Origin of the sequence: Rhodosalinus sp., assembly GCF_046542825.1 — a bacterium.
GTDB lineage: Bacteria > Pseudomonadota > Alphaproteobacteria > Rhodobacterales > Rhodobacteraceae > Rhodosalinus.
The window spans coordinates 1-23,048 of sequence record NZ_JBKHAQ010000041.1 but is presented as its reverse complement, the minus strand read 5'-3'; the positions used below and the strand labels follow the sequence as shown (position 1 = coordinate 23,048).

Here is a 23,048-nt window from a genome sequence, read left to right as displayed (position 1 = left end):
CCAGCACCCGTACCGTCCCGCGGGCTGCCGGCGGGTGCACTGCTTCGCGGCCCGACGGACGGCAGGCACTCCGGACTGCGGAGCCGTTGCAAATGGAGCACGCTACAGGTCCGGCCGAACGGGGCCGGCCCCGCACCGGCTCTGCGCCTGCCCGATCCGCCGCGGGGTGTGATCGGCCGCAACAGCGGGGCAGATCCCGTCACCGGCGAAGCGCCGTCTGCGATGCTGTGGTGCGATAGGCAACCGGCCGGCTTCACCTCGAAACGCGCCCGGATCTTCCCCGGGCAGATGGCGAAGTCGTCGCGAAGCCTCGCGTGCAGCCACGGCTCTTCCTTTCCTGCGTATCCCTTTCTCTGCGCGTTGGTGCGGGGCTGACGGATCCCGCGTCACGCGGTCCTGCCGGCTTTGCCGCGCGGGGCGGCGGCCCTGCGCAGGCGGTCGTTTATGGCAAGGCCCAGGCCGTGACGCGGCACGGGCGAGACGGCGATGACATGCGTGCCATCGTCGAGCGCGTGCAGGTGCGGGAAAAGGTTCGTCGCCGCTTCGCGCAAATCGCCCGCATGCGACAGGTTCAGGTCGCAGTCGACGGGGCCGAAGCCCAGCCGCCGCTCGCCCGACCGCCAGTCTGTCGCGTCAAGACGGAGCGCCGCCTGCGGCGCGTAGTGCGAGGCGAGTTGCCCGGGGGCCTGCGGGCGCGCGGGATCGGCGCCTGTGGCCGCGACCGGCGTGCCCAACGCCTGCTCCAGCGCCTCGACCGGCACGCCGCCGGGCCGCAGAAGGTGCGGGGCGCCATCAAGCGCGAGGATCGTGGATTCCACGCCAACGGGGCAGGGGCCCGCGTCGAGCACTGCCGACACGCGCGGCCCAAGGCCCGCGATCACATGCTCCGGCGTGGTCGGGCTGAGCCGGCCCGAAGGATTGGCCGAGGGTGCCGCGAGCGGGCCGCCGAAGGCGCGCAACAGCGCCAGCGTCGCCGGCTGGTCGGGCACCCGCACGCCCAGCGTGCCAAGGCCGGCGGTGACGCGCGGCGACAGCCCGTGCCCCGGCTTCAGCGGCAGGACCAGCGTGAGCGGTCCGGGCCAGAAGGCGGCGGCAAGGCGCTCGGCCTCGGCGGGCCAGTCCACGAGCGCCTGCGCGCCCGCTGCATCCGCCACATGGGCGATCAGCGGATTGAAGGACGGCCGCCCCTTGGCGTCGAAGATCGCGGCGACCGCCGCATCGTTGCGTGCGTCGGCGGCAAGGCCATAGACCGTCTCGGTCGGGATCGCGACCAGCTTGCCCGCCCGCAGCAACGCCGCGGCGCGGGCGATGCCGGAGGGATCGGGCGGCAGGCGGTGGGGGCTCTGTGGCATCTCTGACGCGGCGTTGCGGTTGCGCGGCGGGCGGTTGAGCCTAGCCTTCCGCGACGAGAGGGGCCATACACCCGCCCCGGAGCCATGCCAAGCCCGAGGTGTCCGATGCCCTACCGCGCCCCTGTCGCCGAGTACCGTTTTCTTCTCGACCATGTCGTGGGTTTCCCGCAGGTGGCAGCGACCGACCGCTTCGCGGAGGCGACGCCGGACGTGGTGGCCGCGATGCTGACCGAGGCGGGGCGCGTCTGCGAGGAGGTGCTGTCGCCGCTCCAGCGCAGCGGCGACACGCAGCCCACGCGGCTGGAGAACGGGGTGGTGCGGATGTCGCCGGGCTTCGGCGAGGCGTATCATGCGCTGGCGGACGCGGGGTTCCTGGGCGTGGCCGGGCCGGTCGAGCACGGGGGGCTCGGCCTGCCCATGTCGGTCGCCACGGCGCTGAACGAGATGATGTCGGGTTCCTGCCTCGCGTCACACCTGACGCCGCTGATGGCGCAGGGCCAGATCGAGGCGCTGGCCCATCATGCGCCCGAATGGATGCAGGCGCTCTACATCCCGAAACTCGCCTCGGGCGAATGGTCTGCAACGATGAACCTGACGGAGCCGCAGGCAGGCTCCGACGTGGGCGCGCTGACCACCAGGGCCGAGCCGCTGGGCGACGGCCGCTACAGGATCACCGGGCAGAAGATCTACATCACCGGCGGCGACAACGATTTCGCGGCGAACGTCAGCCACCTTGTGCTGGCACGGCTGCCGGACGGGGCGCCGGGCACGAAGGGCATCAGCCTGTTCCTGGTGCCGAAGTTCCTGCCGCGCGAGGACGGCACGCCCGGCACGCCCAATGCGCTGCGGGTCGTGGGGCTTGAGCACAAGCTGGGGCTGCACGCCAGCCCGACCTGCACGATGTCCTACGAGGGCGCGACCGGCTGGCTGGTGGGCGAGGAGCACAAGGGCATGCGCTGCATGTTCACCATGATGAACAACGCCCGCCTCGGCGTGGGAATGCAGGGCATAGGCGTGGCGGAAGGCGCCTTTCAGCACGCGCTGGCCTACGCGATGGAGCGGCGGCAGGGCCGCACGCCCGTGGGCGACGGGCGCGGTGCAATCGTCGAGCATGCCGATGTGCGCCGGATGCTGGCCACGATGAAGGCCGAGCTTTTCGCCGCGCGCGCCATCGCCTTCGCCTGCGCCGCCGCCATCGACATGGAGACGGCGACAGCCGATCCGGCCTGGGCCGCGCGCGCGGCGCTGCTCACCCCGATCGCCAAGGCCTTCGGCACCGACACGGGGCTGAAGCTTGCCGACACGGGCATCCAGATTCACGGCGGCATGGGCGTGATCGAGGAGACGGGGGCGGCGCAATACTGGCGCGACGTGCGCGTGACCGCGATCTACGAGGGCACCAACGGGATTCAGGCGATGGACCTCGTGGGCCGCAAGATGGCCGATGGCGGTGAGGCCGCGCAGGCGCTGATCGACGAGATCGAGGGGGGCACAGAGGCCGCGCGCGACCGGCTGCCCGACCTTGCCGGCCCCGTCTGGCAGGCGGCCGAGACGCTGCGCGAGGCGACCGAGGCGGTGGTTGCCACCACCGATCCGACCGACCGCTTCGCGGGTTCCGTGCCCTATCTGAAGGGCTTCGCGCGGGTGCTGGGCGCGCACTACCACCTGCGCGCGGCGCTGGCAGAGGGCGGCACGGGCCCGCGCACCGCGCTGGCGCAGGTCTATGTCCGGCGCCTGCTGCCCGAGCACGCAGGGCTTCTGGCAGAGGCGCGCGCCGGCGGTGCCGACCTCTACGCGCTGTCGGATGAGGATCTGGCCGCATGATGGACGGGACAACAGGCATCCGCACCCCGTGGCAGACACCGCCCGCCCCCGGCGAGGCGGTCGAGGTGGCCCAGGGCGTGCTCTGGCTGCGCCTGCCGCTGCCAATGAAGCTCGACCACGTCAACGTCTACGCGCTTGATGACGGCGACGGCTGGACGCTGGTCGACAGCGGCATGAACACCCGCCGCACGCGCGAGACCTGGGAGGCGCTGCTGTCGGGGCCGCTGGGCGGCAAGCCGGTGCGCCGCGTGGTCGCCACCCACCATCACCCCGATCACATCGGGCTGGCCGGATGGTTCCAGCGCGAGAAGGGGGCCGAGCTTCTGACCACGCGCACTGCCTGGCTCTTCGCGCGGATGCTGACGCTCGACGAACAGGACCGCCCGCCGCCAGAGACGCTGGCCTTCTGGCGCCGCGCCGGGATGGCCGAGGATATGCTGAACGAGCGCGCGAACGAGCGCCCCTTCAACTTCGCCGATATCGTCTGGCCCATGCCGCTGGGCTTCGGCAGGCTGACGGAGGGCGGCACGATCCGCATGGGCGGACGCACCTGGGACATCCGCTGCGGCGGCGGCCATGCGCCCGAGCACGCCACCTTCTGGAGCCGCGACGACGGCCTGGTGCTGACCGGCGACCAGGTCATCCTGTCGATCAGTTCCAACATCGGCGTCTACGCCACCGAGCCGGAGGCCGACCCGGTCGCCGACTGGCTGGCCTCCTGCGAGCGGCTGTCGACATACGCCCGCCCCGATCAGCTGGCTCTCGGCGGCCACAAGCTGCCGTTCACTGGGCTGCCGATGCGGCTGCGGCAACTGATCGACAACCACCACAGCGCGCTGGAGCGGCTCGAGCGGCACCTAGATACCCCCCGCACCGCTGCGGAGTGCTTCGCGCCGCTCTTCAGGCGCGAGATCGGCCCGCAGGAATACGGGCTCGCCCTCGTCGAGGCGGTGGCGCATCTCAACCACCTGCACCAGACCGCGCGCGCGGTGCGGCGCCTGAACGAAAGCGGAGCCTGGGAATTCAGCCGCGTGGGCTGACACGGCGCTGCGCCGCCTTGCCCGAAACCGACCTGCGCGATATGAAGATGCGGGTCAGATGCACGCAGCCAAGCACCGGAGAGAATTGCCGATGGCCGAAGATCACAAGCACGGCGAAATGGACATCACCGAGCACGAGAAGACCTTCGAAGGCTTCGTGAAGGTCTCGATCTGGGTGGGGGGCGTGTCGATCTTCATCCTCGTCTTCCTCGCCATCTTCAACTCCTGAGGCGCATGGCGCTGCGGGGCCGCCGGGCGGGGATGAACAGGCGGCGCTTCGTGCTGCTTCCCCTCGCCGCCGCGGTGGCTGGCTGTGGCCCGCCCAACGCGGGGGCGTGGGCCCCCGAGGAAGTTGTCGCGCGCGCGGCCTATCGCGGTGACGGACCGCCCATCATCCGCCTCTACACGATGGTCAACAACCGCAGCGGGGCGGGCGCCCATACCAGCCTGCTGATCAACGCCTCGCAGCAGGTGATCTTCGACCCGGCGGGCAACGTCGAGCATCCCGGCGTGCCTGAGCGCAACGACGTGCTCTTTGGCGTGACCACCGAATTCGAGCGCATCTATCGCAGCGCCCACGCGCGCGAGACCCATCACGTCGTCATCCAGACCAGGCCGGTCTCGCCCGAGGTGGCCGAGATGGCGTTTCGCGCGGTGCAGCGGGCAGGGCCGGTGCAGCCCGCGCTGTGCACGCTGGTCACCGCGCGCGTCCTGTCGGAGCTTCCGGGGTTCGAAAGCATCCGCCCCGTCTGGTTCCCCAGGCAGTTGATGGAGGCGTTCGGACAGCTCCCCGGGGTGACCGAGGAGAAGCTGGTCGAATATGACGACCCCGACAAGTTCAAGGCGATCATGTCCTATCAGGGACCGGACGCTGCGGCGGCCAATTAGGTCAGCCAACTAGATCAGGTAGACCCCTGCCCACAGCGTCGCGGCGCCGGCGACGATCGCCAGCAGCACGTTCCTGGTCCAGAGGCCCAGCCCCAACGTCACCGCCGCGGCAGCGAGGCGGGCAGGGTCCGGCGTGCCGCCGGTTGCCGAGGGCCAGAGCACCATCGGTGCGACCAGTCCGGGCAGCACGGCGACCGCGGTGTAGCGCAGGTGGCGCAACAGCCATTCCGGCAGCTCCCGGTCCCCCACGACCCCCAGAAAGAAGAAGCGCAGCAGATAGCTGCCCAGACCGAGTGCGACGATCACGATCCAGACCTCTGCGGTGGGAATGGGCGCGTCCGATATCATGGGCCGCCCGGCCGACTGCGCCGCAGCCGGACTTCGGTCTGCGCTCCGGCGATCATCGCGCCCAGCCCCGCGACCATCAGCCCGAGATTGTAGGGCAGGAAAGCAAAGACCAGCGCAAGCGTGACCGAAACCCCGGCAGCGACGACATGGGCAAGCGTGCGGAGCATCGGTGCGATCAGGGCCAGAAAGGTGATCGGCACGGCGAAATCGAGCGGCACGCTTCCGGGTATGGCCGTGCCCGCAAGCGCACCCACAAGGGTCATGACGTACCACACAGGGCAGACAGGCGCGACCGCCCCCCAGAAATACGCAAGCTTCTCGCCCAGCGTCATGTGCTCGCGCTCGTACGCGATGATGCCGAGCGCATAGGTCTGGTCGACGATGAAATAGGACGCCAGCGCCCGGTGCCACAGCGGCGCGGCCCCCAGATGCGGCGTGAGCGCGGCGGAATACATCGCCATCCGCAGATTGACCGCGAGCGCGGAGGCAAGGACGATCGCCGTCGGCGCGTTTTCGGTCATCAGTTGCAGTGCGGCGAACTGGGAGGCCCCCGCCAGCACGGCGACCGAGAATGCCAGCGTCTCCACGACGTCGAGCCCCGCCTCTGTCGCCACCACGCCAAAGAGGAGCGCGAAAGGCGAGACGACGAAGGTGAAGGGCAATGCATCGCGCGCGCCTGACAGGAACGCCCGGCGCAGGGAAGATGCGGCCATGCCATGGCTCCGGCAGTGAACGACGACAGCTCATAATCGCGCCGTGTGGCAGATGCAAACCGGCTCTTGCCGGCTGCCCTGGGCGGGCTAAGCTTTCCAGCTCGTGGAGGGTTTGGCATGAACATCTCGAACGCGGCCGAAGCGGCGGGCCTGCCGGTCAAGACGGTGCGCTACTATGCCGACATCGGACTCGTCGCGCCGGCGGGCCGAACGGCCTCGGGCTACCGCGATTATGACGATGCCGCGGTGCGCAGGCTTGCTTTCGTGAGGCGCGCGCGCGAGTTCGGCTTCTCGATCGAGGAATGCCGGGAATTGCTCGGGCTCTACGGGGATCGCGACCGCTCGAGCGCGGACGTGAAGGCGATCGCCAGGAAGCGGCTGGAAGAGATCGAGGCGAAGCAGCGCGCGCTGCAGGCGCTGCATGACGAACTGTCGGAACTCGTGCGTGCCTGCCACGGTGACGACCGGCCCGATTGCCCGATCCTGGATCATCTCGGGTAGTGCAGGCGATTTTTCGATCGAAAAATCGCCCCCCGGTCGGCGCAGGATGTGAAGAATTTTCGGACGAAAATTCTTCACACGCTCAGTCGAAGGTGCCCGCGACTCGCCCCAGAAGCATGAAGGCGCGCGCCGTGCGGGTCTCGGAAAAGGCGGAAATCTCGGCATCCGTCGCATGCTGCGCGAACTCGGCAAAGCGCCGGTCGAAGAGTCGCAGGAAGTGGTGCGCGGCATCTCGGAAGATGGGATCCTGCTTCATCCGCGCGGCGGACAGCGAAAGCGCGGCCCGGTCGCGCACACCGCCCAGCGCCGCCACCGAGCGACCGCGGGCCCCCTCGGCAAAGCGGCGCCAGATCTCGGGGCGCGCCATGTCCGGGCGCAGGTCGTCCATGTAGATCCCCTCCTGGCTGAGCAGGGTGAGAACATCCTGTGCGGCCGTCACGAACTGCGCCGTCGGCCGGTCCCGCAGCGCGCGCCGGAGCGCCGCGAAACCCTCCCGGTCCTGCGCCGTCTCGGGAAAGTTGAGGGCGCGGATCATGTCGGCGGTGGTGAGCGGCGGGGATGCTGCCTCTGGGGGGGTGCCCAGTGCGAGGCTGGGCTGATCCTCGGGCGTCGGTCCCGGCGGCGGCGCGGCCTGCGGCCCGTCGGGCCGGCCCTGCGCTGCTTTGCCGCGTGCCGAGGTGAACATCGCGAGCGCCGCCTCGGCCTTCTTCTGCGCCGCCACGAGCTCGTCGAGCTTCTTCGTGACCGAAGGGTCCGCGGTGCCGGCTGCCGCCTGCTGCGCCTGGGAGAGATAGGCGTGGCGGATCGCGTCGATCGCGGCCTGCAGGCGGCGGCTTTCGTCGCGCATGACGCGACTCGCCCGGGCCGCCATCGCCGCGACCCAGATCATCCCCACCGGCAGGAAGAGCGCAAGCGCGGTCATCGCGAAGCGTAGCCGGTCGGCGCCGCCTGCCGGATCCTCGTCCCAGACCAGAAGGAAGCCACCGGCAAGCGCCAGCCAGCCCGCGCTCAGCGCCACGGCCGCGATCTCGATGCCCGACAGGCGCGCCGGCTGCGGCCGGTCGTAGAGGCCGAGGGGCTCGGCGCCTTTGCCGGGGGTCTCGGCCATCGGCCTGCACTCACTCGTAGCGGATCGCGAGTATCTCGTAGGTCTTTTCGCCGCCGGGTGTGCGCACCTCGACGCTGTCGCCCTCTTCCTTGCCGATCAGCGCGCGCGCGATCGGAGAGCGCATGTTCAGCAGGCCCCGTTCGACGTTGGCCTCGTGCTCGCCCACGATCTGCCAGGTCTTTTCCTCGTCGGTGTCCTCGTCCGCCAAAGTCACCGTCGCGCCGAACTTGATCGGCCCCGACAGGGTGGCGGGGTCGATCACCTCGGCCCGGCCGAGCACGCCCTCGAGTTCCTTGATCCGGCCCTCGATGAAGCTCTGCTTCTCGCGCGCCGAGTGATACTCGGCGTTCTCGCTCAGGTCGCCATGCTCGCGCGCCTCGGCGATGGCGCGGATGATTGCCGGTCGCTCGACGCTCTTGAGCTGCTTCAACTCGGCTTCCAGCGCAACGTGGCCCGCGCGGGTCATCGGGATCTTTTCCATGAGGTCTTTCCAGCCGTTCCGGACGACAAAGAACGCCTCGCGGCGCCTTCGCATTTCAAATCATGCGGCGGGCAGCCTTGCAAGAGCGGGAGCCGACCCGTCACGGGACCGACCCTGCGCGCGTCCCGACCTGGCGCGCCTTCGATCCCGCGGGCGTTCTGGCGGGCGCGATTCGCCGCACCCCCGGACCGCACGCCGCGTTCCGATTGACCAGCGCCGCGCGGGCGCGATAGGTCAGTCGGGATGCGGGTGCCTCTGCGCACCCGAGTGCTTCTGACCCGAGTCCTTCCGAAAGGATCCAGGATGAGCGACGTTCAGCGCGAGTCGATGGAATACGATGTCGTGATCGTTGGCGCGGGGCCGGCCGGCCTCTCCGCCGCGATCCGCCTGAAGGAGGTCGACCCGAACCTCGAGGTCGTCGTGCTGGAGAAGGGGTCGGAGGTGGGCGCGCACATCCTGTCGGGGGCGGTGCTGGACCCGATCGGCCTCGACGCGCTGTTCCCCGACTGGAAGGAGCGCGGCGCGCCGGTCCGCACGGAAGTCAGCGAGGACAACTTCTACCTTCTGGGCGAGGGGGGGCGCATCCGCCTGCCCAACTGGCCGATGCCGCCGATGCTGGACAACCACGGCAACTACATCGTCTCGATGGGCAATGTCTGTCGCTGGCTCGCGGAACAGGCCGAGGGACTGGGCGTCGAGATCTTTCCCGGCATGGCCTGCTCGGACATCGTCTGGGGCGAGAACGGCGAGATCCGCGGCGTGATCGCCGGCGAATTCGGGCTGCGGTCCGACGGCACTCCGGGGCCCAACCACGAGCCCGGCATGGAACTGCTGGGCAAGTATGTGTTCTTGGCCGAGGGCGTGCGCGGGTCGCTGTCCAAGCAGGTGATCGCACGCCATGACCTGGATCGTGGCCGCGAGCCGCAGAAATACGGACTCGGGATGAAGGAGATCTGGGAGATCGATCCCGAGAGGCACAACCTGGGCGAGGTCAGCCACACCCTGGGCTGGCCGCTGGGCAGCAACGCGGGCGGCGGCGGTTTCATCTACCATGCCGAGGGGAACCAGCTCTATCTCGGGTTCGTGGTGCACCTGAACTACGCCAACCCCTATGTCTATCCCTACATGGAGTTTCAGCGCTTCAAGCATCATCCGATGCTGAAGGAGCTGCTGGAAGGCGGCAAGCGCATCGCCTACGGCGGCCGCGCGATCAACGAGGGCGGATACCAGTCGATGCCGAAGATGGTGGCGCCCGGCGTCGCGCTGCTGGGGTGCTCGGTGGGCATGGTCAACGTGCCCCGCATCAAGGGCAATCACAACGCCATGCTCTCGGGCATAGCGGCGGCCGAGGTCGCGGCAGAGGCCATCGCCGCGGGCCGGGCGCAGGACGAGCTCGGCGACTACGAGGAACGCGTGCGCACCGGCCCGATCGGGCGCGACCTGAACCGGGTGCGCAACGTCAAGCCGCTGTGGTCGAAATACGGCCTGGCCGGCGGCCTCGGTCTGGGCGGATTCGACATGTGGACGAACGCGCTTGGCTTTTCGTTCTTCGGCACGGTGGGACATGGCAAGTCGGATGCGGAGGCGACGGAGCCCGCGCGCAAGCACAAGCCCATCGACTACCCCAAGCCGGACGGCAGGATCAGTTTCGACCGGCTGACCAACGTCAGCTACTCGATGACGAACCACGAGGAGAGCCAGCCGGCGCACCTCAAGCTCAAGGATCCCGAGCTGCCGGTGGCCGTGAACCTGCCGGAATACGCCGGCCCCTCGGCCCGCTACTGTCCTGCCGGGGTCTATGAATTCGTCAAGGACGAGGCCGGCAACGACCGCTTCGTCATCAACTTCCAGAACTGCGTCCACTGCAAGACCTGCGACATCAAGGATCCGCGGCAGAACATCGTCTGGACGACGCCGCAGGGCGGTGACGGGCCGAATTATCCGGGGATGTGAGGCGCCCGTCCGGCAGGCGCCCGGGCCAGCCGCCGCGCCCCGCAGACCGTGCGCGCATGGACAAGTCCGGCCTGCGCCCTTACCATAGGGTGCACCCCGAAACCTCGGCAGAGGCATATATCTCTTGCGCGCATTCCTACTGACAGCCTTCGCTGCGACGGTCTCTCTCGCGGCGCCGCAGTCCGCCCCGGCCGAGCCGGTGCCGTCGGGCGACTATCTCGCGGCGCGGCAGGCCGGGTATCAGTCCGATTTCCTCTCGGCCGCGCGCTACTTTACCCGCGCGCTGGCGCAGGATCCGTCCAACCCGGAGCTTCTGGAGGCGGCCAACGCGGCCTATCTGGCGCTGGGACAGGTGGACCGCGCGCTGCCGGTGGCGCGGCGGCTGATCGAGACGGCCGGCCCCAATCAGGTCGCCAACATGGCGCTGATCGCCCACTATGGCGCGACGGGCCGCTACGAGCAGTTGCTTGGCATCGTCGGGGACGGCAACGGCGTGGGCCTGCTGGTGGACGGCCTTGTGGCGGGTTGGTCCGAACTGGGCCGCGGCAACATGTCCGAGGCGCTGGCCGCCTTCGACGAGGTGGGCGAGGAACGCGGGCTGATCGGCTTCGCCCTCTATCACAAGGCGCTCGCGCTTGCCTCGGTCGGCGATTTCGAGGGGGCCGAGGCGATCTATGCCTCCGATACCGCGGGCGCCATGCAGATGACGCGTCGCGGCATCATCGCCCGCGTCGAGGTGCTCAGCCAGATCGACCGCAACGACGAGGCGCTGGACCTGATACGCACGGCCTTCGGAGCGGATCTCGATCCGGGCCTGCGCCGGATGCGCGACGCGCTCGAGGCAGGCGAGACGCTGCCCTTCACGATGGTCAGCGGGCCGCGTGACGGGCTTGCGGAGGTTTTCTTCACCATATCCGGCGCGCTCATGAACGAGGCGAGCGAGGATTTCACGCTGCTCTACGCGCGCGTGGCCGAACACCTGCGCCCCGACCATATCGAGGCGCTGCTGATGTCCGCGGATCTGCTGGAGCGGCTCGGGCAATACGAGCTTGCCACCGAAACCTACAAGCGCGTGCCGCGCGACGACCCGTCCTATCACGCCGCGGAACTGGGCCGCGCCGACGCACTGCGGCAGGCGGGCAAGTCCGACGCCGCGATCGAGGTGCTGGGGCAGCTCGCACAGACGCATGGCGACCTGCCTGCCGTCCATTCCTCGCTCGGTGATCTCTTCCGATCGCTCGAACGTTTCGAAGAGGCGGTGGCCGCATACGACCGGGCCATCGCACTTTACGACGATCCGGGCGAGGCGCAGTGGTTCCTCTACTACGCGCGCGGCATCGCCTACGAGCGTCAGGACCTGTGGCCCGCGGCAGAGGCGGATTTCCGTCAGGCGCTGAAGCTGCAGCCCGACCAGCCGCAGGTGCTGAACTACCTGGGCTACTCGCTGGTGGAGAAGCAGGAGAACCTCGAGGAGGCGCTCGAGATGATCGAGCGCGCGGTCGCGGCGCGGCCCGATTCCGGTTACATCGTCGACAGCCTGGGCTGGGCGCTCTATCGCCTCGGCCGCTACGAGGAAGCCGTCGGGCACATGGAGCGCGCAGCGGAGCTTCTGCCGGTCGATCCCATCGTCAACGACCATCTGGGCGACGTCTACTGGGCGGTGGGGCGCAGGATGGAGGCGCGTTTCCAGTGGCAGCGCGCGCTGTCCTTCGATCCCGAACCGGACGACGCAGAGCGCATCCGCCGCAAGCTGGAGGTCGGGCTCGACACCGTGCTGGCAGAAGAGGGCGCGCCGCCGCTGGAGCTTGCGGACGGCCCGCGCGATGAGGACGGCTGAGGCGCGCGCGCCGGCGAAGGTCAATCTTACCCTGCATGTGACCGGCCGCCGCGCGGACGGCTATCATCTGCTCGATTCGCTCGTCGTGTTCGCCGATCTCGGGGACGTGGTGCGGGTGCGACAGGCCGCCAAGCCGTGCCTGCGCGTGACCGGCCCGATGGCCGCGGGCGTGCCCACCGGTCCCGAGAACCTTGTGCTGAAGGCCGCGGCGCTGATGGGCGTGTCGGCGGAAATCGAGCTTGAAAAGCATCTGCCGACCGCGGGCGGCATCGGCGGCGGCAGCGCGGATGCCGCGGCCACGCTGCATGCGCTGGCCGAACTGTCCGACCGCGCCGTGCCCGAGGACGTGCTGGCCCTGGGCGCGGACGTGCCGGTCTGCATGGCGGGACGCCCGGCCCGGATGCGCGGCATCGGGGAGATTGTGGCGCCCGTCGAGGGGCTGCCGCTGCTCGATGCGGTGCTGGTGAATCCGGGCGTCGCGGTCTCGACCGCGCAGGTCTTTTCCCGCCTCGCGCGGCGCGAGAACCCGGAGATGCCCGACCCGCTCCCCCGCTTCGCCGATGCGCAGGCGCTGACCGACTGGCTGGCCACCCAACGCAACGACCTGGAGCCGCCGGCGCGCGCGCTTGCGCCCGAGGTGGAGGCGGCGCTCGCCGCGCTTGCCGCCGCGCCGCAGTGCCTGCTCGCGCGCATGTCCGGCTCCGGCGCGACCTGCTTCGGGCTCTTCCCCTGCGCCACCGCGGCCCGCAACGCCGCGCATGCGCTGGCGCTGGCGCGACCTAGCTGGTGGGTGCAGGCCACGCGGCTTGGCGCTCAATAGCGCCGCCGCGGCCCCGCCCGCGTCACCGGCGCGCGCCCCCTCTGCCGTTCGCGCAGGAACACCACCAGCCCCGCGCCCCCGATCAGCGCCGTGCCAAGCCAGACAGTCGGCCCAGGCAATTCGGCGAAGACCAGCCAGCCGGCAAGAATCGCGAGCGGCAGCGCGACATACTCGAAGGGCGCGATGGTGCCCGCATCGGCCGAGCGATAGGCGGAGGACAGCGAATAGCCGATGACCGCAGAGTTCGCGCCGAGCAGCGCCAGCAGGCCCCAGTCCGCCTGCGCGGGCCAGATCCACGCGCGGAACAGGAAGATCAGGCTATCGTTCTCCGCACCCTCCGCGAAGCGACCGTCGCCCGCCACAAGCCCGAAGAGCGCCGAGACGACCAGGAACACCGACTGGATCCAGACCGCGAGGACAGAGGCCTTGGCCGTCACGCCCAGCCGCCGCGTCAGGATCTGCATCAGCGCATAGGTGAAGGCCGCGACCACCGGCAGAAGCAGCACCAGCCGCGGCACGTTCAGATCGCCTGCCCAGGGGCGCTGCATCACCAGCACGCCGACAAAGCCTACCGCCACCGCGCCCAGCCGCCAGGGGCCCACCCGCTCGCGCAGCAAGGGGATGGACAGCAGCGTGATGAAGAGCGGCGCGACGAAGAACAGCGCCACGGCCTCGGCCAGCGGCAGCACGGCAAGTGCGGCGAAATAGGTCATGTTGGCCACGACCACCAGCAGTCCGCGCAGGATGTGCAGCGCCGGGCGATCCACCCGCAGCATGTGCCAGCCACCTTCGAGCCGCACCAGCGCAAGGATGAACACCAGCCCTACGCCGGAGCGGATGAACACCAGTTGGTGCAGCGGATAGCCGCCCGAGAGGAACTTGATCAGCACGTCGTTGATGGTGATCGCCACCATGCCGAGCAGGATGAAGGCGATGCCCTTCGCCGCGTTGTCGGCCTCGGTGCTCATCTGGCGCGGTTCCTCCGGCTTTCGCCATAGCCGCGCAGCCGGTCAGGCGCCAGTCCGCGCAGCGTCTGTGCGCGACCGGCCCCTTGTGCCCGGGAGTGCGGGGGCTAGTGTCCCTGCGAGCGCCGGACAGGGAGACGCCGCATGGCCGCCATTCTTCGGATCGAGGATCTGCGCAAGACCTACGAGGGCGGCTTCGAGGCGCTTCGCGGTGTCACGCTGGAGGTGGAAAAGGGCGAGATCCTGGCGCTTCTCGGCCCGAACGGCGCAGGCAAGACGACGCTGATCTCCACCGTCTGCGGTCTGACCGTGCCCACCGGCGGCAGCGTGCGCGTTGACGGCCACGACATCCTGCGCGACTTCCGGGCCGCGCGCCGGCTGATCGGCCTCGTCCCGCAGGAGATCGCGCTGGAGCCCTTCCAGAAGGTCTGGGAGGCCGTGCGCTTCTCGCGCGGGGTGTTCGGGCTGCCGCGCGACGACGCGCATCTGGAGTCGGTGCTGCGGCAGCTGTCGCTCTGGGACAAGCGCGATGCCCAGACCCGCGAGCTTTCGGGCGGCATGAAGCGCCGCGTGATGATCGCCAAGGCGCTGGCGCATGAGCCGCGGGTGCTGTTCCTGGACGAGCCCACCGCCGGCGTGGACGTGGAACTGCGCCGCGGCATGTGGGAAACCGTCGAGGCGCTCAAGGCCGATGGCGTCACCATCATCCTGACCACGCATTACATCGAGGAGGCCGAAGCACTGGCCGACCGCGTGGGCGTCATCAACCGCGGCGAACTGCTGCTGGTCGAGAAGACCGGCGCGCTGATGGATCGCATGGGCCGCAAGGAGCTGGTGATCGAGCTGCGCGAGCCGCTGCCGGAGGTGCCGGCCGCGCTTGCCGGCTACGACCTGGAGCTTGCGCGGGACGGGGCCGCGCTGGTCTACAGCTACGACCGGCGGGCGGAACGCACCGGCATCACCCGGCTTCTGGCCGACCTGCAGGCGGCGGGACTGGTGCTGCGCGACCTGTCCACGCGGCAGTCGAGCCTGGAGGAGATCTTCGTGGGCCTGGTGCAGGAGGACGCGGCATGAACACCGGCGCCATCTGGGCGATCTACCGCTACGAGATGGGGCGCTTCTTCCGCACGCTGCTGCAAAGCTTCATCTCGCCCGTCATCTCCACCTCGCTCTACTTCGTCGTCTTCGGCGCCGCCATCGGAAGCCGCATAGACGAGGTCGAGGGGGTGAGCTACGGCGCCTTCATCGTGCCGGGCCTCATCATGCTCACCGTGATGACGCAGGCGATCTCCAACGCCAGCTTCGCGATCTACTTCCCCAAGTTCATCGGCACCATCTACGAGGTGCTCTCCGCCCCGGTCAGCTTTCTCGAAGTGGTGGTGGGCTACGTGGGCGCCGCGGCCACCAAGGCGCTCTTCATCGGCGTCGTCATCATGGTCACGGCCAGCTTCTTCGTGGAGATGCGCATCGCCCACCCCGTGCCGATGGTGCTGTTCCTGCTGCTGACCTGCATCAGCTTCGCGCTGATGGGCTTCATCATCGGCATCTGGGCGCGGAACTTCGAACAGCTTCAGCTGGTGCCGCTGCTGATCGTCACGCCGCTGGTGTTCCTCGGCGGCTCGTTCTACTCGATCTCGATGCTGCCGGCGGCCTGGCAGACCGTCGCGCTCTTCAACCCGGTCGTCTACCTGATCTCGGGCTTCCGCTGGTCGTTCTACGGGCTTGCCGACGTGCCCGTCGCGGTCAGCCTGCTCGCCATCGCGGGGTTTCTCGCGCTCTGCCTTGCCGCGGTCTGGTGGATCTTCCGCACCGGCTGGCGCATCCGCTCTTGATTCGTCCGTCCCGGCAGCGGCTCCCTGCCATTGCCGGAACGACGCGCGGGAGATGAGGCGGCGCGACGGCCGTTTCCGGCGTCCTCTCTCTCTCGCGCGCGCGCGCGAGAGAGATTCAACACCCTGAGACATTCAACAAGACGTGCTCCTCACAACGATCAAAAAATGCAACCATTCCCTGACGGAGTCGCTTTGCTACTGTCCTGGCGGAAGTCGGGGAGCAGACCCAGGATATCGCCGCGGCCGACGCGGCCCCGGGTCGATATCCGGACAGGCGCCGCGGCAGGATCGCCGGCGCAGCTTCTTGCCTGAACGAGCCACACACGCAGCCAAACGGGAGCGCAATCATGGATGGAAACGAAGCAGCAGAGGGCAAATGCCCGGTGACGCATGGAATGAGCATCCACACCACCTTCAACGTGCGGGGCAACCGCGACTGGTGGCCCAACCAGCTCAACCTGAACATCCTGCACCAGAATCCGCCGATAGCCGATCCGATGGATCCGGACTTCGACTATGCCGAGGCCTTCGCCGGCATCGACTACGACGAGCTGAAGAAGGACCTCACCGCGCTGATGACCGACAGCCAGGACTGGTGGCCGGCGGACTACGGTCATTACGGCGGTCTCTTCATCCGCATGGCCTGGCATTCGGCCGGCACCTACCGCACCGGCGACGGGCGCGGCGGCGCGGGCTCGGGGCAGCAGCGCTTTGCGCCGCTCAACTCCTGGCCGGACAACGCCAATCTCGACAAGGCCCGCCGCCTGCTCTGGCCGATCAAGCAGAAGTACGGCAACAGGCTCAGCTGGGCGGACCTGATGGTGCTGGCCGGCAACGTCGCGATCGAATCGATGGGCGGCAAGACCTTCGGCTTCGGCGGCGGCCGCGAAGACGTCTGGGGCCCCGAAGAGGATGTCTACTGGGGCTCCGAGGTCGAGTGGCTGGCCACCTCCGACAAGGAGAACAGCCGCTACTCCGGCGAACGTGACCTTGAGAACCCGCTGGCGGCCGTGCAGATGGGTCTCATCTACGTCAATCCCGAAGGCCCGGACGGCAAGCCCGACCCGCTGGCGTCCGCCAGGGACATCCGCGAGACCTTCGCCCGGATGGCGATGAACGACTACGAGACCGTCGCACTCACCGCCGGCGGCCACACCTTCGGCAAATGCCACGGCGCGGGCGACGCCGCCTTGGTGGGCGCGGAGCCCGAGGGCGCCGACATCGCCGAGATGGGCCTCGGCTGGAAGTCGTCCCACGAAACCGGCGTGGGCGCGCAGGCGATCACCTCCGGCATCGAGGGCGCCTGGACGCCCAACCCGATAAAGTGGGACATGGGCTACTTCGAGATGCTCTTCGAGCACGAGTGGGAGCTTGTGAAGTCCCCCGCCGGCGCATGGCAGTGGCAGCCCAAGAACCCCGACGAGGATCACATGGCGCCCGCCGCCGACGATCCGTCGAAGAAGGTCATCACCATCATGACCACCGCCGACATGGCGATGCGGGTGGACCCCGAATACGAGAGGATCTCGCGCCACTTCTACGAGAACCCCGACGAGTTCGCCGACGCCTTCGCCCGTGCCTGGTACAAGCTCACCCACCGCGACATGGGACCGAAGACGCGTTACGTCGGGCCGGAAGTGCCCGCCGAAAATCTGATCTGGCAGGATCCGGTGCCCGAGGTCGACCACCCGCTGGTGGACGATGCGGACATCAGGGCGCTGAAGGCCAGGGTGCTCGACTCCGGGCTTAGCGTGCAGGAACTGGCGCGCGTGGCCTGGGGCGCTGCGGTGACCTTCCGCGGCTCGGACATGCGTGGCGGCCCGAACGGCGCGCGCATCCGCCTCGCCCCTCAGAAGGACTGGCAAGCGAACCAGCCCGAGGAGGTGCAGAAGGTCGTCTCGACGCTGGAGGGCATCAAGGCCGACTTCGACGCCAGTGCCTCTGGCGGCAAGAAGATCTCGCTCGCCGACCTGATCGTGCTGGCGGGCTGCGCCGCGGTCGAGAAGGCGGCCAGGGCGGCCGGCCATGACATCGAGGTGCCCTTCACCCCGGGCCGCACCGATGCCACGGACGAGCAGACCGACGCCGACTCCTTCGAGGTGCTGGAGCCCTTCGCCGACGCCTGGCGCAACTACCTCAAGACCGACTACAACATGTCGGCAGAGGAACTGATGGTGGACAAGGCGCAGCTTCTCACGCTGTCCGCGCCCGAGATGACGGTGCTGGTCGGCGGGATGCGCGCCATGGGTGCGAACCACCCGCAGTCCCCCGGGCACGGCATCTTCACCGACCGTGTCGGCGCGCTCACCAACGACTTCTTCCGCGTGCTCATGGACATGAGCCTCGAATGGAAGCCGGTGGATGACCGCCATCACGTGTTCGAGGGGCGCGACCGCAAAAGCGGCGAGGTCCGGCACACGGCCACCCGCGTGGATCTGGTCTTCGGCTCGAACTCGCAGCTGCGTGCCCTGTCCGAGGTCTATGCCCAGGACGACAACGGCGGCAAGTTCGTGCGCGACTTCGTCAAGGCCTGGGCCCGCGTGATGGAACTCGACCGCTTCGACCTGAAGCGTGCGGAGGCCCGCAAGGCGGCCTGAGCCCGTCCTGCGGCTGAATGGTGACGGCGGCGGCCCCGGCGGGGCGCCGCCGTTTTCCTGCGCTCAGGCCCTGCGCGCGCGGTCCCGCGGGGCGGGCGCGGCGGCTGGGCGGGCTCATGCAACTTCCCTGCAACCTGATGCTGGATGCCGCACGCTCGGGGCAGGGGGGGCGGTGACCGCGCGGCTCTTCGTCGCGGGCGATCTGGAGGCCGGCGGCCGTGCCGATCCACAAGAAATGCGATGGAAATGCCGTTCACCTTGTGACACGGCCCGGCGTGTAGCGGCCGGCAACGCGGGCCTTTGCGCGTGGATGCGGCGCCAGGCCGCAGCGCGCCCGCAATAGGTAGATCACAGATAGACCAATTGATGCAGGTCAAGGTCCGGTCCCGCCGGCCCTGACACAACCGCTGCAACGGATAGCCAACCCGCCGGAGCGAATCCCCGTGAGCACCGAATCCGACGCCCCGAAGCTTTACGTTGCGCGCGAGCCGATCTTTCCGCGCCGCGTTTCGGGCAAGTTCCGCAATCTCAAGTGGATCATCCTGATCGTGACCCTTGGGATCTACTACGTCACGCCCTGGATCCGTTGGGACCGCGGACCCGCACTCCCGGACCAGGCGGTGCTGATCGATCTTGCCAACCGCCGCTTCTTCTTCTTCTGGATCGAGATCTGGCCGCACGAGTTCTACTTCGTCGCGGGCCTGCTGATCATGGCGGGGCTGGGCCTGTTCCTCTTCACCTCGGCGCTGGGCCGGGTCTGGTGCGGCTATGCCTGCCCGCAGACCGTCTGGACCGATCTCTTCATCCTCGTGGAACGCTGGATCGAGGGCGACCGCAACGCGCGCCTGCGCCTGCACCGGCAGAAGAAGCTGGATTTCCGCAAGGCGCGTCTGCGGCTCACGAAATGGACCGCCTGGCTGCTGATCGCGGTGGCCACCGGCGGCGCCTGGGTGTTCTATTTCGCCGATGCGCCCACGCTGCTGGTCGATCTCTTCACGCTGAACGCGCATCCGGCCGCCTATACCACGGTCGCGATCCTGACCGGCACGACCTTCTTCTTCGGCGGCTTCGCGCGCGAGCAGATCTGCATCTACGCCTGCCCCTGGCCGCGCATCCAGGCCGCGATGATGGACGAGGAGACGCTGACCGTGGCCTACCGCGCCTGGCGCGGCGAGCCGCGCGGCAAGCACAATGTGCGCCGCGCCTCCGTGCAGGCGGCACAGGCGGCCGAGGAGGCGACCCATGCGGCCGGCAACGATGGCCCGCCGCGCTATTCCCCCACGCCCAAGCCCAACGCCCCCGGCGGCGTCCGCCCCGAGGACATGGAGCAGGAGCACGGCGACTGCATCGATTGCATGGCCTGCGTCAACGTCTGCCCCGTGGGCATCGACATCCGCGAGGGCCAGCAGCTGGAGTGCATCACCTGCGCGCTCTGCATCGACGCCTGCGACGACGTGATGGCCAAGATCGGCAAGCCGCGCGGCCTGATCGACTACATCGCGCTGTCGGACGAGGAGCGCGAGCGCGCGGGCGGCACGCCCAAGCCGCTGTGGAAGCATGTCTTCCGTCCCCGCGTTATCCTCTACACGGCGCTCTGGGCGCTGGTGGGGCTGGGCCTGATCTTCGCGCTCTTCATCCGGCCCGAGATCGAGATGACCGTGGCGCCGGTGCGCAACCCGATCAACGTGGTCCTTTCGGACGGATCGGTGCGCAACACCTACGACGTGCGACTGCTGAACAAGCACGGCGAGGACAGGCCGTTCCGGATATCGTTGACGGGTCATCCGGAGCTGAACGTCCAACTCGAGGGCAGGCCCGAAACGACGGTGACCGTGCCGGCCAACCAGACCTACCTGCAGCGCGTCTATGTCGTTGCCCCCCCGGCCTCGGACCCCGCAGACGCGGAGCGCACCGAGTTCCGCCTGTGGGTCGAGGATCTGACCGACGCGGAACGCGCGCATACCGACACGATCTTCTTCGGGAGGGATACCCAGTGAGCGAGGAACGCAAGTTCACCGGCCGGCACGCCGCCGCCATATTCATCGGCGCCTTCGGGATCATCATCACGGTCAACCTGGCGATGGCGTGGAACGCGGTCTCGACCTTCCCGGGGCTGACGGTGAAGAATTCCTACATCGCCTCGCAAAGCTTCGACGACCGCCGCACCGCGCAGGAGGCGCTGGGCTGGACGGTCGAGGCAGAGCTTGACGATGGCTGGCTGGTCCTGTCGCTGCGCGATGCCGAGGGCCGGCCGGTGCGCGCCGCCACACTCGACGCAGTGGTGGGGCGTCCCACGCACAAGCGCGAGGATTTCCCGGCCGAGCTGTCCTTCAACGGGCAGGACTACGTGGCGCCGGCGGACCTCGGGCAGGGTTACTGGTCCGTTCTCGTGACGGCGGAAGCGCCGGACGGCACACCCTTCGAGCAGCGGCTGCAACTCTCCGTGAGGGGTTGACGACGGTGACGACCCTTCACGCGCCTGCCGCCTCGGCCTGTCCTGCCTGTTCCGCTGCGCCCGCGGCGGCGGAGATCGCGGAGCGCCGCGCGGCCCGCGACGGCACGCGCATCGCGCTTTCGCTGCCGAAGATCCATTGCGCGGGCTGCATCGCGGGGGTCGAGCGGGCGCTGACCGCCGAGCCGGGCGTGCGATCGGCGCGGGTGAACCTGACGCTGAAGCGCGCGACGGTGGAGGCCGACGATGGCGTCACCGCCGCCGACCTGATCCCGGCGCTGGCGCGCGCGGGCTACGAGGCGCATGAGCTTGACGCAGGCGCGCTTGCCGCGACCGAGACGGACCGGGCCGGCCGCGACCTGTTGATGCGCATGGCGGTGGCGGGCTTTGCCATGATGAACGTCATGCTGCTGTCGATCGCCGTCTGGTCGGGGGCGGAGGGACCGACGCGCGACCTGTTCCATTGGGTGTCCGCGGCCATCGCGCTGCCGGCCATCGCGTTCTCGGCGCAGCCCTTCTTCCTCAACGCCTGGGGCGCGCTGCGCGCCGGGCGGCTCAACATGGACGTGCCGATCTCGCTGGCCATCGCGCTCGCCGTCGTTACCTCGCTGTGGGAGACGGCGCTGTCGGGCGAACACGCCTATTTCGACGCGGCCGTCGCGCTGACCTTCTTCCTGCTCGCGGGGCGCTGGCTGGATCACCGCACGCGCGCCGTCGCCCGTTCCGCGGCCGAGGAACTGGCCGCGCTCGAGGTGCCGAGGGCCACGCGGCTCAGGGACGGCGCGGAAGAGACGGTTTCGGTGGCCGAACTGGCCGTGGGCGACCTGATCCGCGTGAAGCCTGGCGGGCGGATGCCCGTGGACGGCGTGATCGTCGAGGGCGCCTCGGAACTCGACCGTTCCCTGCTGACGGGCGAGACGCTGCCGGTCCGGGCTGGGCCGGGCATGGCCGTCAGTGCGGGCGAGGTGAACCTGACCGGTCCGCTCACCCTGCGCGCGACGGCCGTTGGCGAGGAGACCTCGCTGCACCGCATGGCCGAGCTGGTGGCGGTGGCCGAGTCGGGGCGCGCCAACTACACCCCGCTCGCCGACAAGGCGGCGAAACTCTACGCGCCCGGCGTGCATATCCTCGCCGGTCTCAGCTTTCTCGGCTGGCTGATCTGGTCGGGCGACATGCGGGTGTCGCTCAACATCGCGGCCGCCGTGCTGATCATCACCTGCCCCTGCGCGCTGGGCCTTGCCGTGCCGGCGGTGACGACGGCGGCCTCCGGCCGGCTGTTCCGCAAGGGGCTGCTGATCAAGGACGCGACCGCGCTGGAGCGGCTGGCCGCGGTCGATACGGTGGTCTTCGACAAGACCGGCACGCTGACCGCCGGGGCGCCGGAGCCCGTGAACCTTGACGACCGGACCGAGGCGGAACTGTCGCTCGCCCGCGCGCTGGCCGAAGGCTCGGCGCATCCGCTGTCGAAGGCGCTGGCGCAGGCGGTGGCGGCGCGCGGCATTGCCGCGGCGCGGGTCGAGGATGTGCAGGAGATCCCCGGCCACGGGACCGAGGCGCGCTGGCAGGGCCGGCGCGTGCGGCTTGGCCGTGCCGACTGGCTCGGTGCGCAACAGGGCGAGACGACCGAGGCTTGGCTGGCGGTCGATGGGAAGGCACCGGTGCCCTTCGCCTTCACCGACCGGCTGCGCGAGGGCGCGGAAGAGGCGGTGGCGGCGCTCAAGGCCGACGGCAAGCGCCTGTTCCTGTTTTCGGGCGATGCCGAGGCGCCGGTCGCGGCGCTGGCCGCGCGGCTGGGGCTGACCGAGTGGCAGGCCGCCATGCGCCCCGAGGACAAGGCCGCGCGCATCGCGGAGCTGGAGGCCGGCGGCGCGCATGTGCTGATGGTGGGCGACGGGCTGAACGACACCGCCGCGCTTGCCGCTGCACATGTCTCGATCTCGCCCGCCTCGGCGCTCGACGCGGCGCGCGTGGCCTCCGACATCGTGCTGCTGGGCGGCGACCTGTCGCCCGTGGCCGACGCCATCGCGGTGGCGCGCTCGGCCACGAAGCGGATCCACGAGAATTTCCGGCTGGCCACGCTCTACAACGTGATTGCCGTGCCGATCGCGGTGGTTGGCTGGGCCACGCCGCTGGTCGCGGCCTTGGCGATGTCGGCCAGTTCGATTACCGTGTCGCTCAATGCGCTCAGGCTGAAGGGGCGGGCATGAACGTTCTGGCCTATCTGATCCCGATCTCCGTCTTCCTGGGCGGGATGGGCCTCGTGTTCTTCATCTATACGGTGCGCTCGCGGCAATACGACGACCCCGAGGGCGACGCGCGGCGCATCCTGTCGGACGA

At 69.3% G+C, this 23,048-nt stretch carries 21 protein-coding genes; 15 read left to right on the top strand and 6 right to left on the bottom strand.

The features are described from left to right. Nucleotides 1-386: 386 nt before the first annotated feature. Nucleotides 387-1,352, bottom strand: coding sequence for an L-threonylcarbamoyladenylate synthase (locus ACLFOB_RS07475; protein WP_410925666.1), 966 nt, complete (start codon nucleotides 1,350-1,352; stop codon nucleotides 387-389). 105 nt (nucleotides 1,353-1,457) lie between these two features. Here ACLFOB_RS07475 and ACLFOB_RS07470 point away from each other — a divergent pair, with 105 nt between their 5' ends. From ACLFOB_RS07470 to ACLFOB_RS07455, 4 genes are all read left to right on the top strand, one after another. Then, nucleotides 1,458-3,176, top strand: coding sequence for an acyl-CoA dehydrogenase (locus tag ACLFOB_RS07470; RefSeq protein ID WP_410925665.1), 1,719 nt, complete (start codon nucleotides 1,458-1,460; stop codon nucleotides 3,174-3,176). Next, entirely contained in the window at nucleotides 3,173-4,216 is a 1,044-nt protein-coding gene (locus tag ACLFOB_RS07465; protein WP_410925664.1) for an MBL fold metallo-hydrolase, read from the top strand. Before ACLFOB_RS07470 ends, ACLFOB_RS07465 begins: the two co-directional genes overlap by 4 nt. Nucleotides 4,217-4,307: 91 nt before the next feature. After that, nucleotides 4,308-4,445 carry an aa3-type cytochrome c oxidase subunit IV gene (locus ACLFOB_RS07460; RefSeq protein WP_410917416.1) on the top strand — a complete coding sequence of 46 codons (138 nt, stop codon included), beginning with the start codon at nucleotides 4,308-4,310 and terminating at the stop codon, nucleotides 4,443-4,445. 50 nt (nucleotides 4,446-4,495) lie between these two features. After that, nucleotides 4,496-5,104 carry a hypothetical protein gene (locus ACLFOB_RS07455; RefSeq protein WP_410917417.1) on the top strand — a complete coding sequence of 203 codons (609 nt, stop codon included), beginning with the start codon at nucleotides 4,496-4,498 and terminating at the stop codon, nucleotides 5,102-5,104. A gap of 9 nt (nucleotides 5,105-5,113) precedes the next feature. On the opposite strand, the gene ACLFOB_RS07450 is transcribed toward ACLFOB_RS07455, so the two are convergent. Next, on the bottom strand, nucleotides 5,114-5,452 hold the full coding sequence (locus tag ACLFOB_RS07450) for an AzlD domain-containing protein (protein WP_410917418.1): 339 nt from the start codon (nucleotides 5,450-5,452) through the stop codon (nucleotides 5,114-5,116). Continuing rightward, the gene (locus ACLFOB_RS07445) at nucleotides 5,449-6,165 is read right to left on the bottom strand and encodes an AzlC family ABC transporter permease (RefSeq protein WP_410917419.1); all 717 of its coding nucleotides are present in this window, start codon (nucleotides 6,163-6,165) and stop codon (nucleotides 5,449-5,451) included. The genes ACLFOB_RS07450 and ACLFOB_RS07445 overlap by 4 nt, the downstream gene beginning before the upstream one ends. Nucleotides 6,166-6,282: 117 nt before the next feature. On the opposite strand from ACLFOB_RS07445, the gene cueR reads away from it, so the two are divergent. Continuing rightward, the gene (gene cueR, locus ACLFOB_RS07440; protein WP_410925663.1) at nucleotides 6,283-6,666 is read left to right on the top strand and encodes a Cu(I)-responsive transcriptional regulator; all 384 of its coding nucleotides are present in this window, start codon (nucleotides 6,283-6,285) and stop codon (nucleotides 6,664-6,666) included. Between the two features lie 82 nt (nucleotides 6,667-6,748). Here cueR and ACLFOB_RS07435 read toward each other — a convergent pair whose 3' ends face one another. Continuing rightward, nucleotides 6,749-7,774 carry a hypothetical protein gene (locus ACLFOB_RS07435; RefSeq protein WP_410917421.1) on the bottom strand — a complete coding sequence of 342 codons (1,026 nt, stop codon included), beginning with the start codon at nucleotides 7,772-7,774 and terminating at the stop codon, nucleotides 6,749-6,751. Between the two features lie 10 nt (nucleotides 7,775-7,784). Continuing rightward, on the bottom strand, nucleotides 7,785-8,255 hold the full coding sequence (gene greA, locus ACLFOB_RS07430; RefSeq protein ID WP_410917422.1) for a transcription elongation factor GreA: 471 nt from the start codon (nucleotides 8,253-8,255) through the stop codon (nucleotides 7,785-7,787). A 303-nt stretch (nucleotides 8,256-8,558) separates the two neighbouring features. Here greA and ACLFOB_RS07425 point away from each other — a divergent pair, with 303 nt between their 5' ends. The 3 genes from ACLFOB_RS07425 to ACLFOB_RS07415 all read left to right on the top strand — a co-directional run bounded on the left by ACLFOB_RS07425 (nucleotide 8,559) and on the right by ACLFOB_RS07415 (nucleotide 12,865). Further along, entirely contained in the window at nucleotides 8,559-10,208 is a 1,650-nt protein-coding gene (locus tag ACLFOB_RS07425; protein WP_410925662.1) for a 4Fe-4S dicluster domain-containing protein, read from the top strand. A gap of 124 nt (nucleotides 10,209-10,332) precedes the next feature. Beyond that, nucleotides 10,333-12,045, top strand: coding sequence for a tetratricopeptide repeat protein (locus tag ACLFOB_RS07420; protein ID WP_410917532.1), 1,713 nt, complete (start codon nucleotides 10,333-10,335; stop codon nucleotides 12,043-12,045). Continuing rightward, nucleotides 12,032-12,865: a 4-(cytidine 5'-diphospho)-2-C-methyl-D-erythritol kinase gene (locus tag ACLFOB_RS07415; RefSeq protein ID WP_410925661.1), complete on the top strand. Its 834-nt coding sequence runs from the start codon at nucleotides 12,032-12,034 to the stop codon at nucleotides 12,863-12,865. The genes ACLFOB_RS07420 and ACLFOB_RS07415 overlap by 14 nt, the downstream gene beginning before the upstream one ends. Here ACLFOB_RS07415 and ACLFOB_RS07410 read toward each other — a convergent pair. After that, nucleotides 12,859-13,833: a DMT family transporter gene (locus ACLFOB_RS07410; RefSeq protein ID WP_410925660.1), complete on the bottom strand. Its 975-nt coding sequence runs from the start codon at nucleotides 13,831-13,833 to the stop codon at nucleotides 12,859-12,861. The two genes, ACLFOB_RS07415 and ACLFOB_RS07410, sit on opposite strands and share 7 nt — an antisense overlap. 141 nt (nucleotides 13,834-13,974) lie before the next feature. Here ACLFOB_RS07410 and ACLFOB_RS07405 point away from each other — a divergent pair, with 141 nt between their 5' ends. The 7 genes from ACLFOB_RS07405 to ccoS form a co-directional block, all read left to right on the top strand. Beyond that, nucleotides 13,975-14,904 (top strand): ABC transporter ATP-binding protein, encoded by a 930-nt coding sequence (locus tag ACLFOB_RS07405; RefSeq protein ID WP_410917535.1) that lies wholly within the window; start codon nucleotides 13,975-13,977, stop codon nucleotides 14,902-14,904. Next, the gene (locus ACLFOB_RS07400) at nucleotides 14,901-15,662 is read left to right on the top strand and encodes an ABC transporter permease (RefSeq protein ID WP_410917536.1); all 762 of its coding nucleotides are present in this window, start codon (nucleotides 14,901-14,903) and stop codon (nucleotides 15,660-15,662) included. Before ACLFOB_RS07405 ends, ACLFOB_RS07400 begins: the two co-directional genes overlap by 4 nt. Nucleotides 15,663-16,009: 347 nt before the next feature. Continuing rightward, nucleotides 16,010-18,259 (top strand): catalase/peroxidase HPI, encoded by a 2,250-nt coding sequence (gene katG, locus ACLFOB_RS07395; protein WP_410915660.1) that lies wholly within the window; start codon nucleotides 16,010-16,012, stop codon nucleotides 18,257-18,259. A gap of 443 nt (nucleotides 18,260-18,702) precedes the next feature. Further along, nucleotides 18,703-20,256, top strand: a complete 1,554-nt coding sequence (locus tag ACLFOB_RS07390; RefSeq protein WP_410925659.1) for a cytochrome c oxidase accessory protein CcoG — start codon at nucleotides 18,703-18,705, stop codon at nucleotides 20,254-20,256. Then, on the top strand, nucleotides 20,253-20,714 hold the full coding sequence (locus tag ACLFOB_RS07385) for a FixH family protein (protein ID WP_410915658.1): 462 nt from the start codon (nucleotides 20,253-20,255) through the stop codon (nucleotides 20,712-20,714). The genes ACLFOB_RS07390 and ACLFOB_RS07385 overlap by 4 nt, the downstream gene beginning before the upstream one ends. A gap of 5 nt (nucleotides 20,715-20,719) precedes the next feature. Continuing rightward, the gene (locus ACLFOB_RS07380) at nucleotides 20,720-22,918 is read left to right on the top strand and encodes a heavy metal translocating P-type ATPase (RefSeq protein ID WP_410925658.1); all 2,199 of its coding nucleotides are present in this window, start codon (nucleotides 20,720-20,722) and stop codon (nucleotides 22,916-22,918) included. Next, nucleotides 22,915-23,048, top strand: a 134-nt coding sequence (ccoS, locus tag ACLFOB_RS07375) for a cbb3-type cytochrome oxidase assembly protein CcoS (RefSeq protein ID WP_410925667.1), incomplete at its 3' end; no start/stop codon positions are given. The genes ACLFOB_RS07380 and ccoS, both read left to right, overlap by 4 nt.

Excerpts from the sequence above, each read along its gene's own strand:
- ACLFOB_RS07475 (WP_410925666.1), bottom strand. The coding sequence starts at position 1,352 with ATGCCACAGAGCCCCCACCGCCTGCCGCCCGATCCCTCCGGCATCGCC.
- ACLFOB_RS07470 (WP_410925665.1), top strand. The coding sequence starts at position 1,458 with ATGCCCTACCGCGCCCCTGTCGCCGAGTACCGTTTTCTTCTCGACCAT.
- ACLFOB_RS07465 (WP_410925664.1), top strand. The coding sequence starts at position 3,173 with ATGATGGACGGGACAACAGGCATCCGCACCCCGTGGCAGACACCGCCC.
- ACLFOB_RS07460 (WP_410917416.1), top strand. The coding sequence starts at position 4,308 with ATGGCCGAAGATCACAAGCACGGCGAAATGGACATCACCGAGCACGAG.
- ACLFOB_RS07450 (WP_410917418.1), bottom strand. The coding sequence starts at position 5,452 with ATGATATCGGACGCGCCCATTCCCACCGCAGAGGTCTGGATCGTGATC.
- ACLFOB_RS07445 (WP_410917419.1), bottom strand. The coding sequence starts at position 6,165 with ATGGCCGCATCTTCCCTGCGCCGGGCGTTCCTGTCAGGCGCGCGCGAT.
- cueR (WP_410925663.1), top strand. The coding sequence starts at position 6,283 with ATGAACATCTCGAACGCGGCCGAAGCGGCGGGCCTGCCGGTCAAGACG.
- ACLFOB_RS07435 (WP_410917421.1), bottom strand. The coding sequence starts at position 7,774 with ATGGCCGAGACCCCCGGCAAAGGCGCCGAGCCCCTCGGCCTCTACGAC.
- greA (WP_410917422.1), bottom strand. The coding sequence starts at position 8,255 with ATGGAAAAGATCCCGATGACCCGCGCGGGCCACGTTGCGCTGGAAGCC.
- ACLFOB_RS07425 (WP_410925662.1), top strand. The coding sequence starts at position 8,559 with ATGAGCGACGTTCAGCGCGAGTCGATGGAATACGATGTCGTGATCGTT.
- ACLFOB_RS07415 (WP_410925661.1), top strand. The coding sequence starts at position 12,032 with ATGAGGACGGCTGAGGCGCGCGCGCCGGCGAAGGTCAATCTTACCCTG.
- ACLFOB_RS07410 (WP_410925660.1), bottom strand. The coding sequence starts at position 13,833 with ATGAGCACCGAGGCCGACAACGCGGCGAAGGGCATCGCCTTCATCCTG.
- ACLFOB_RS07405 (WP_410917535.1), top strand. The coding sequence starts at position 13,975 with ATGGCCGCCATTCTTCGGATCGAGGATCTGCGCAAGACCTACGAGGGC.
- ACLFOB_RS07400 (WP_410917536.1), top strand. The coding sequence starts at position 14,901 with ATGAACACCGGCGCCATCTGGGCGATCTACCGCTACGAGATGGGGCGC.
- katG (WP_410915660.1), top strand. The coding sequence starts at position 16,010 with ATGGATGGAAACGAAGCAGCAGAGGGCAAATGCCCGGTGACGCATGGA.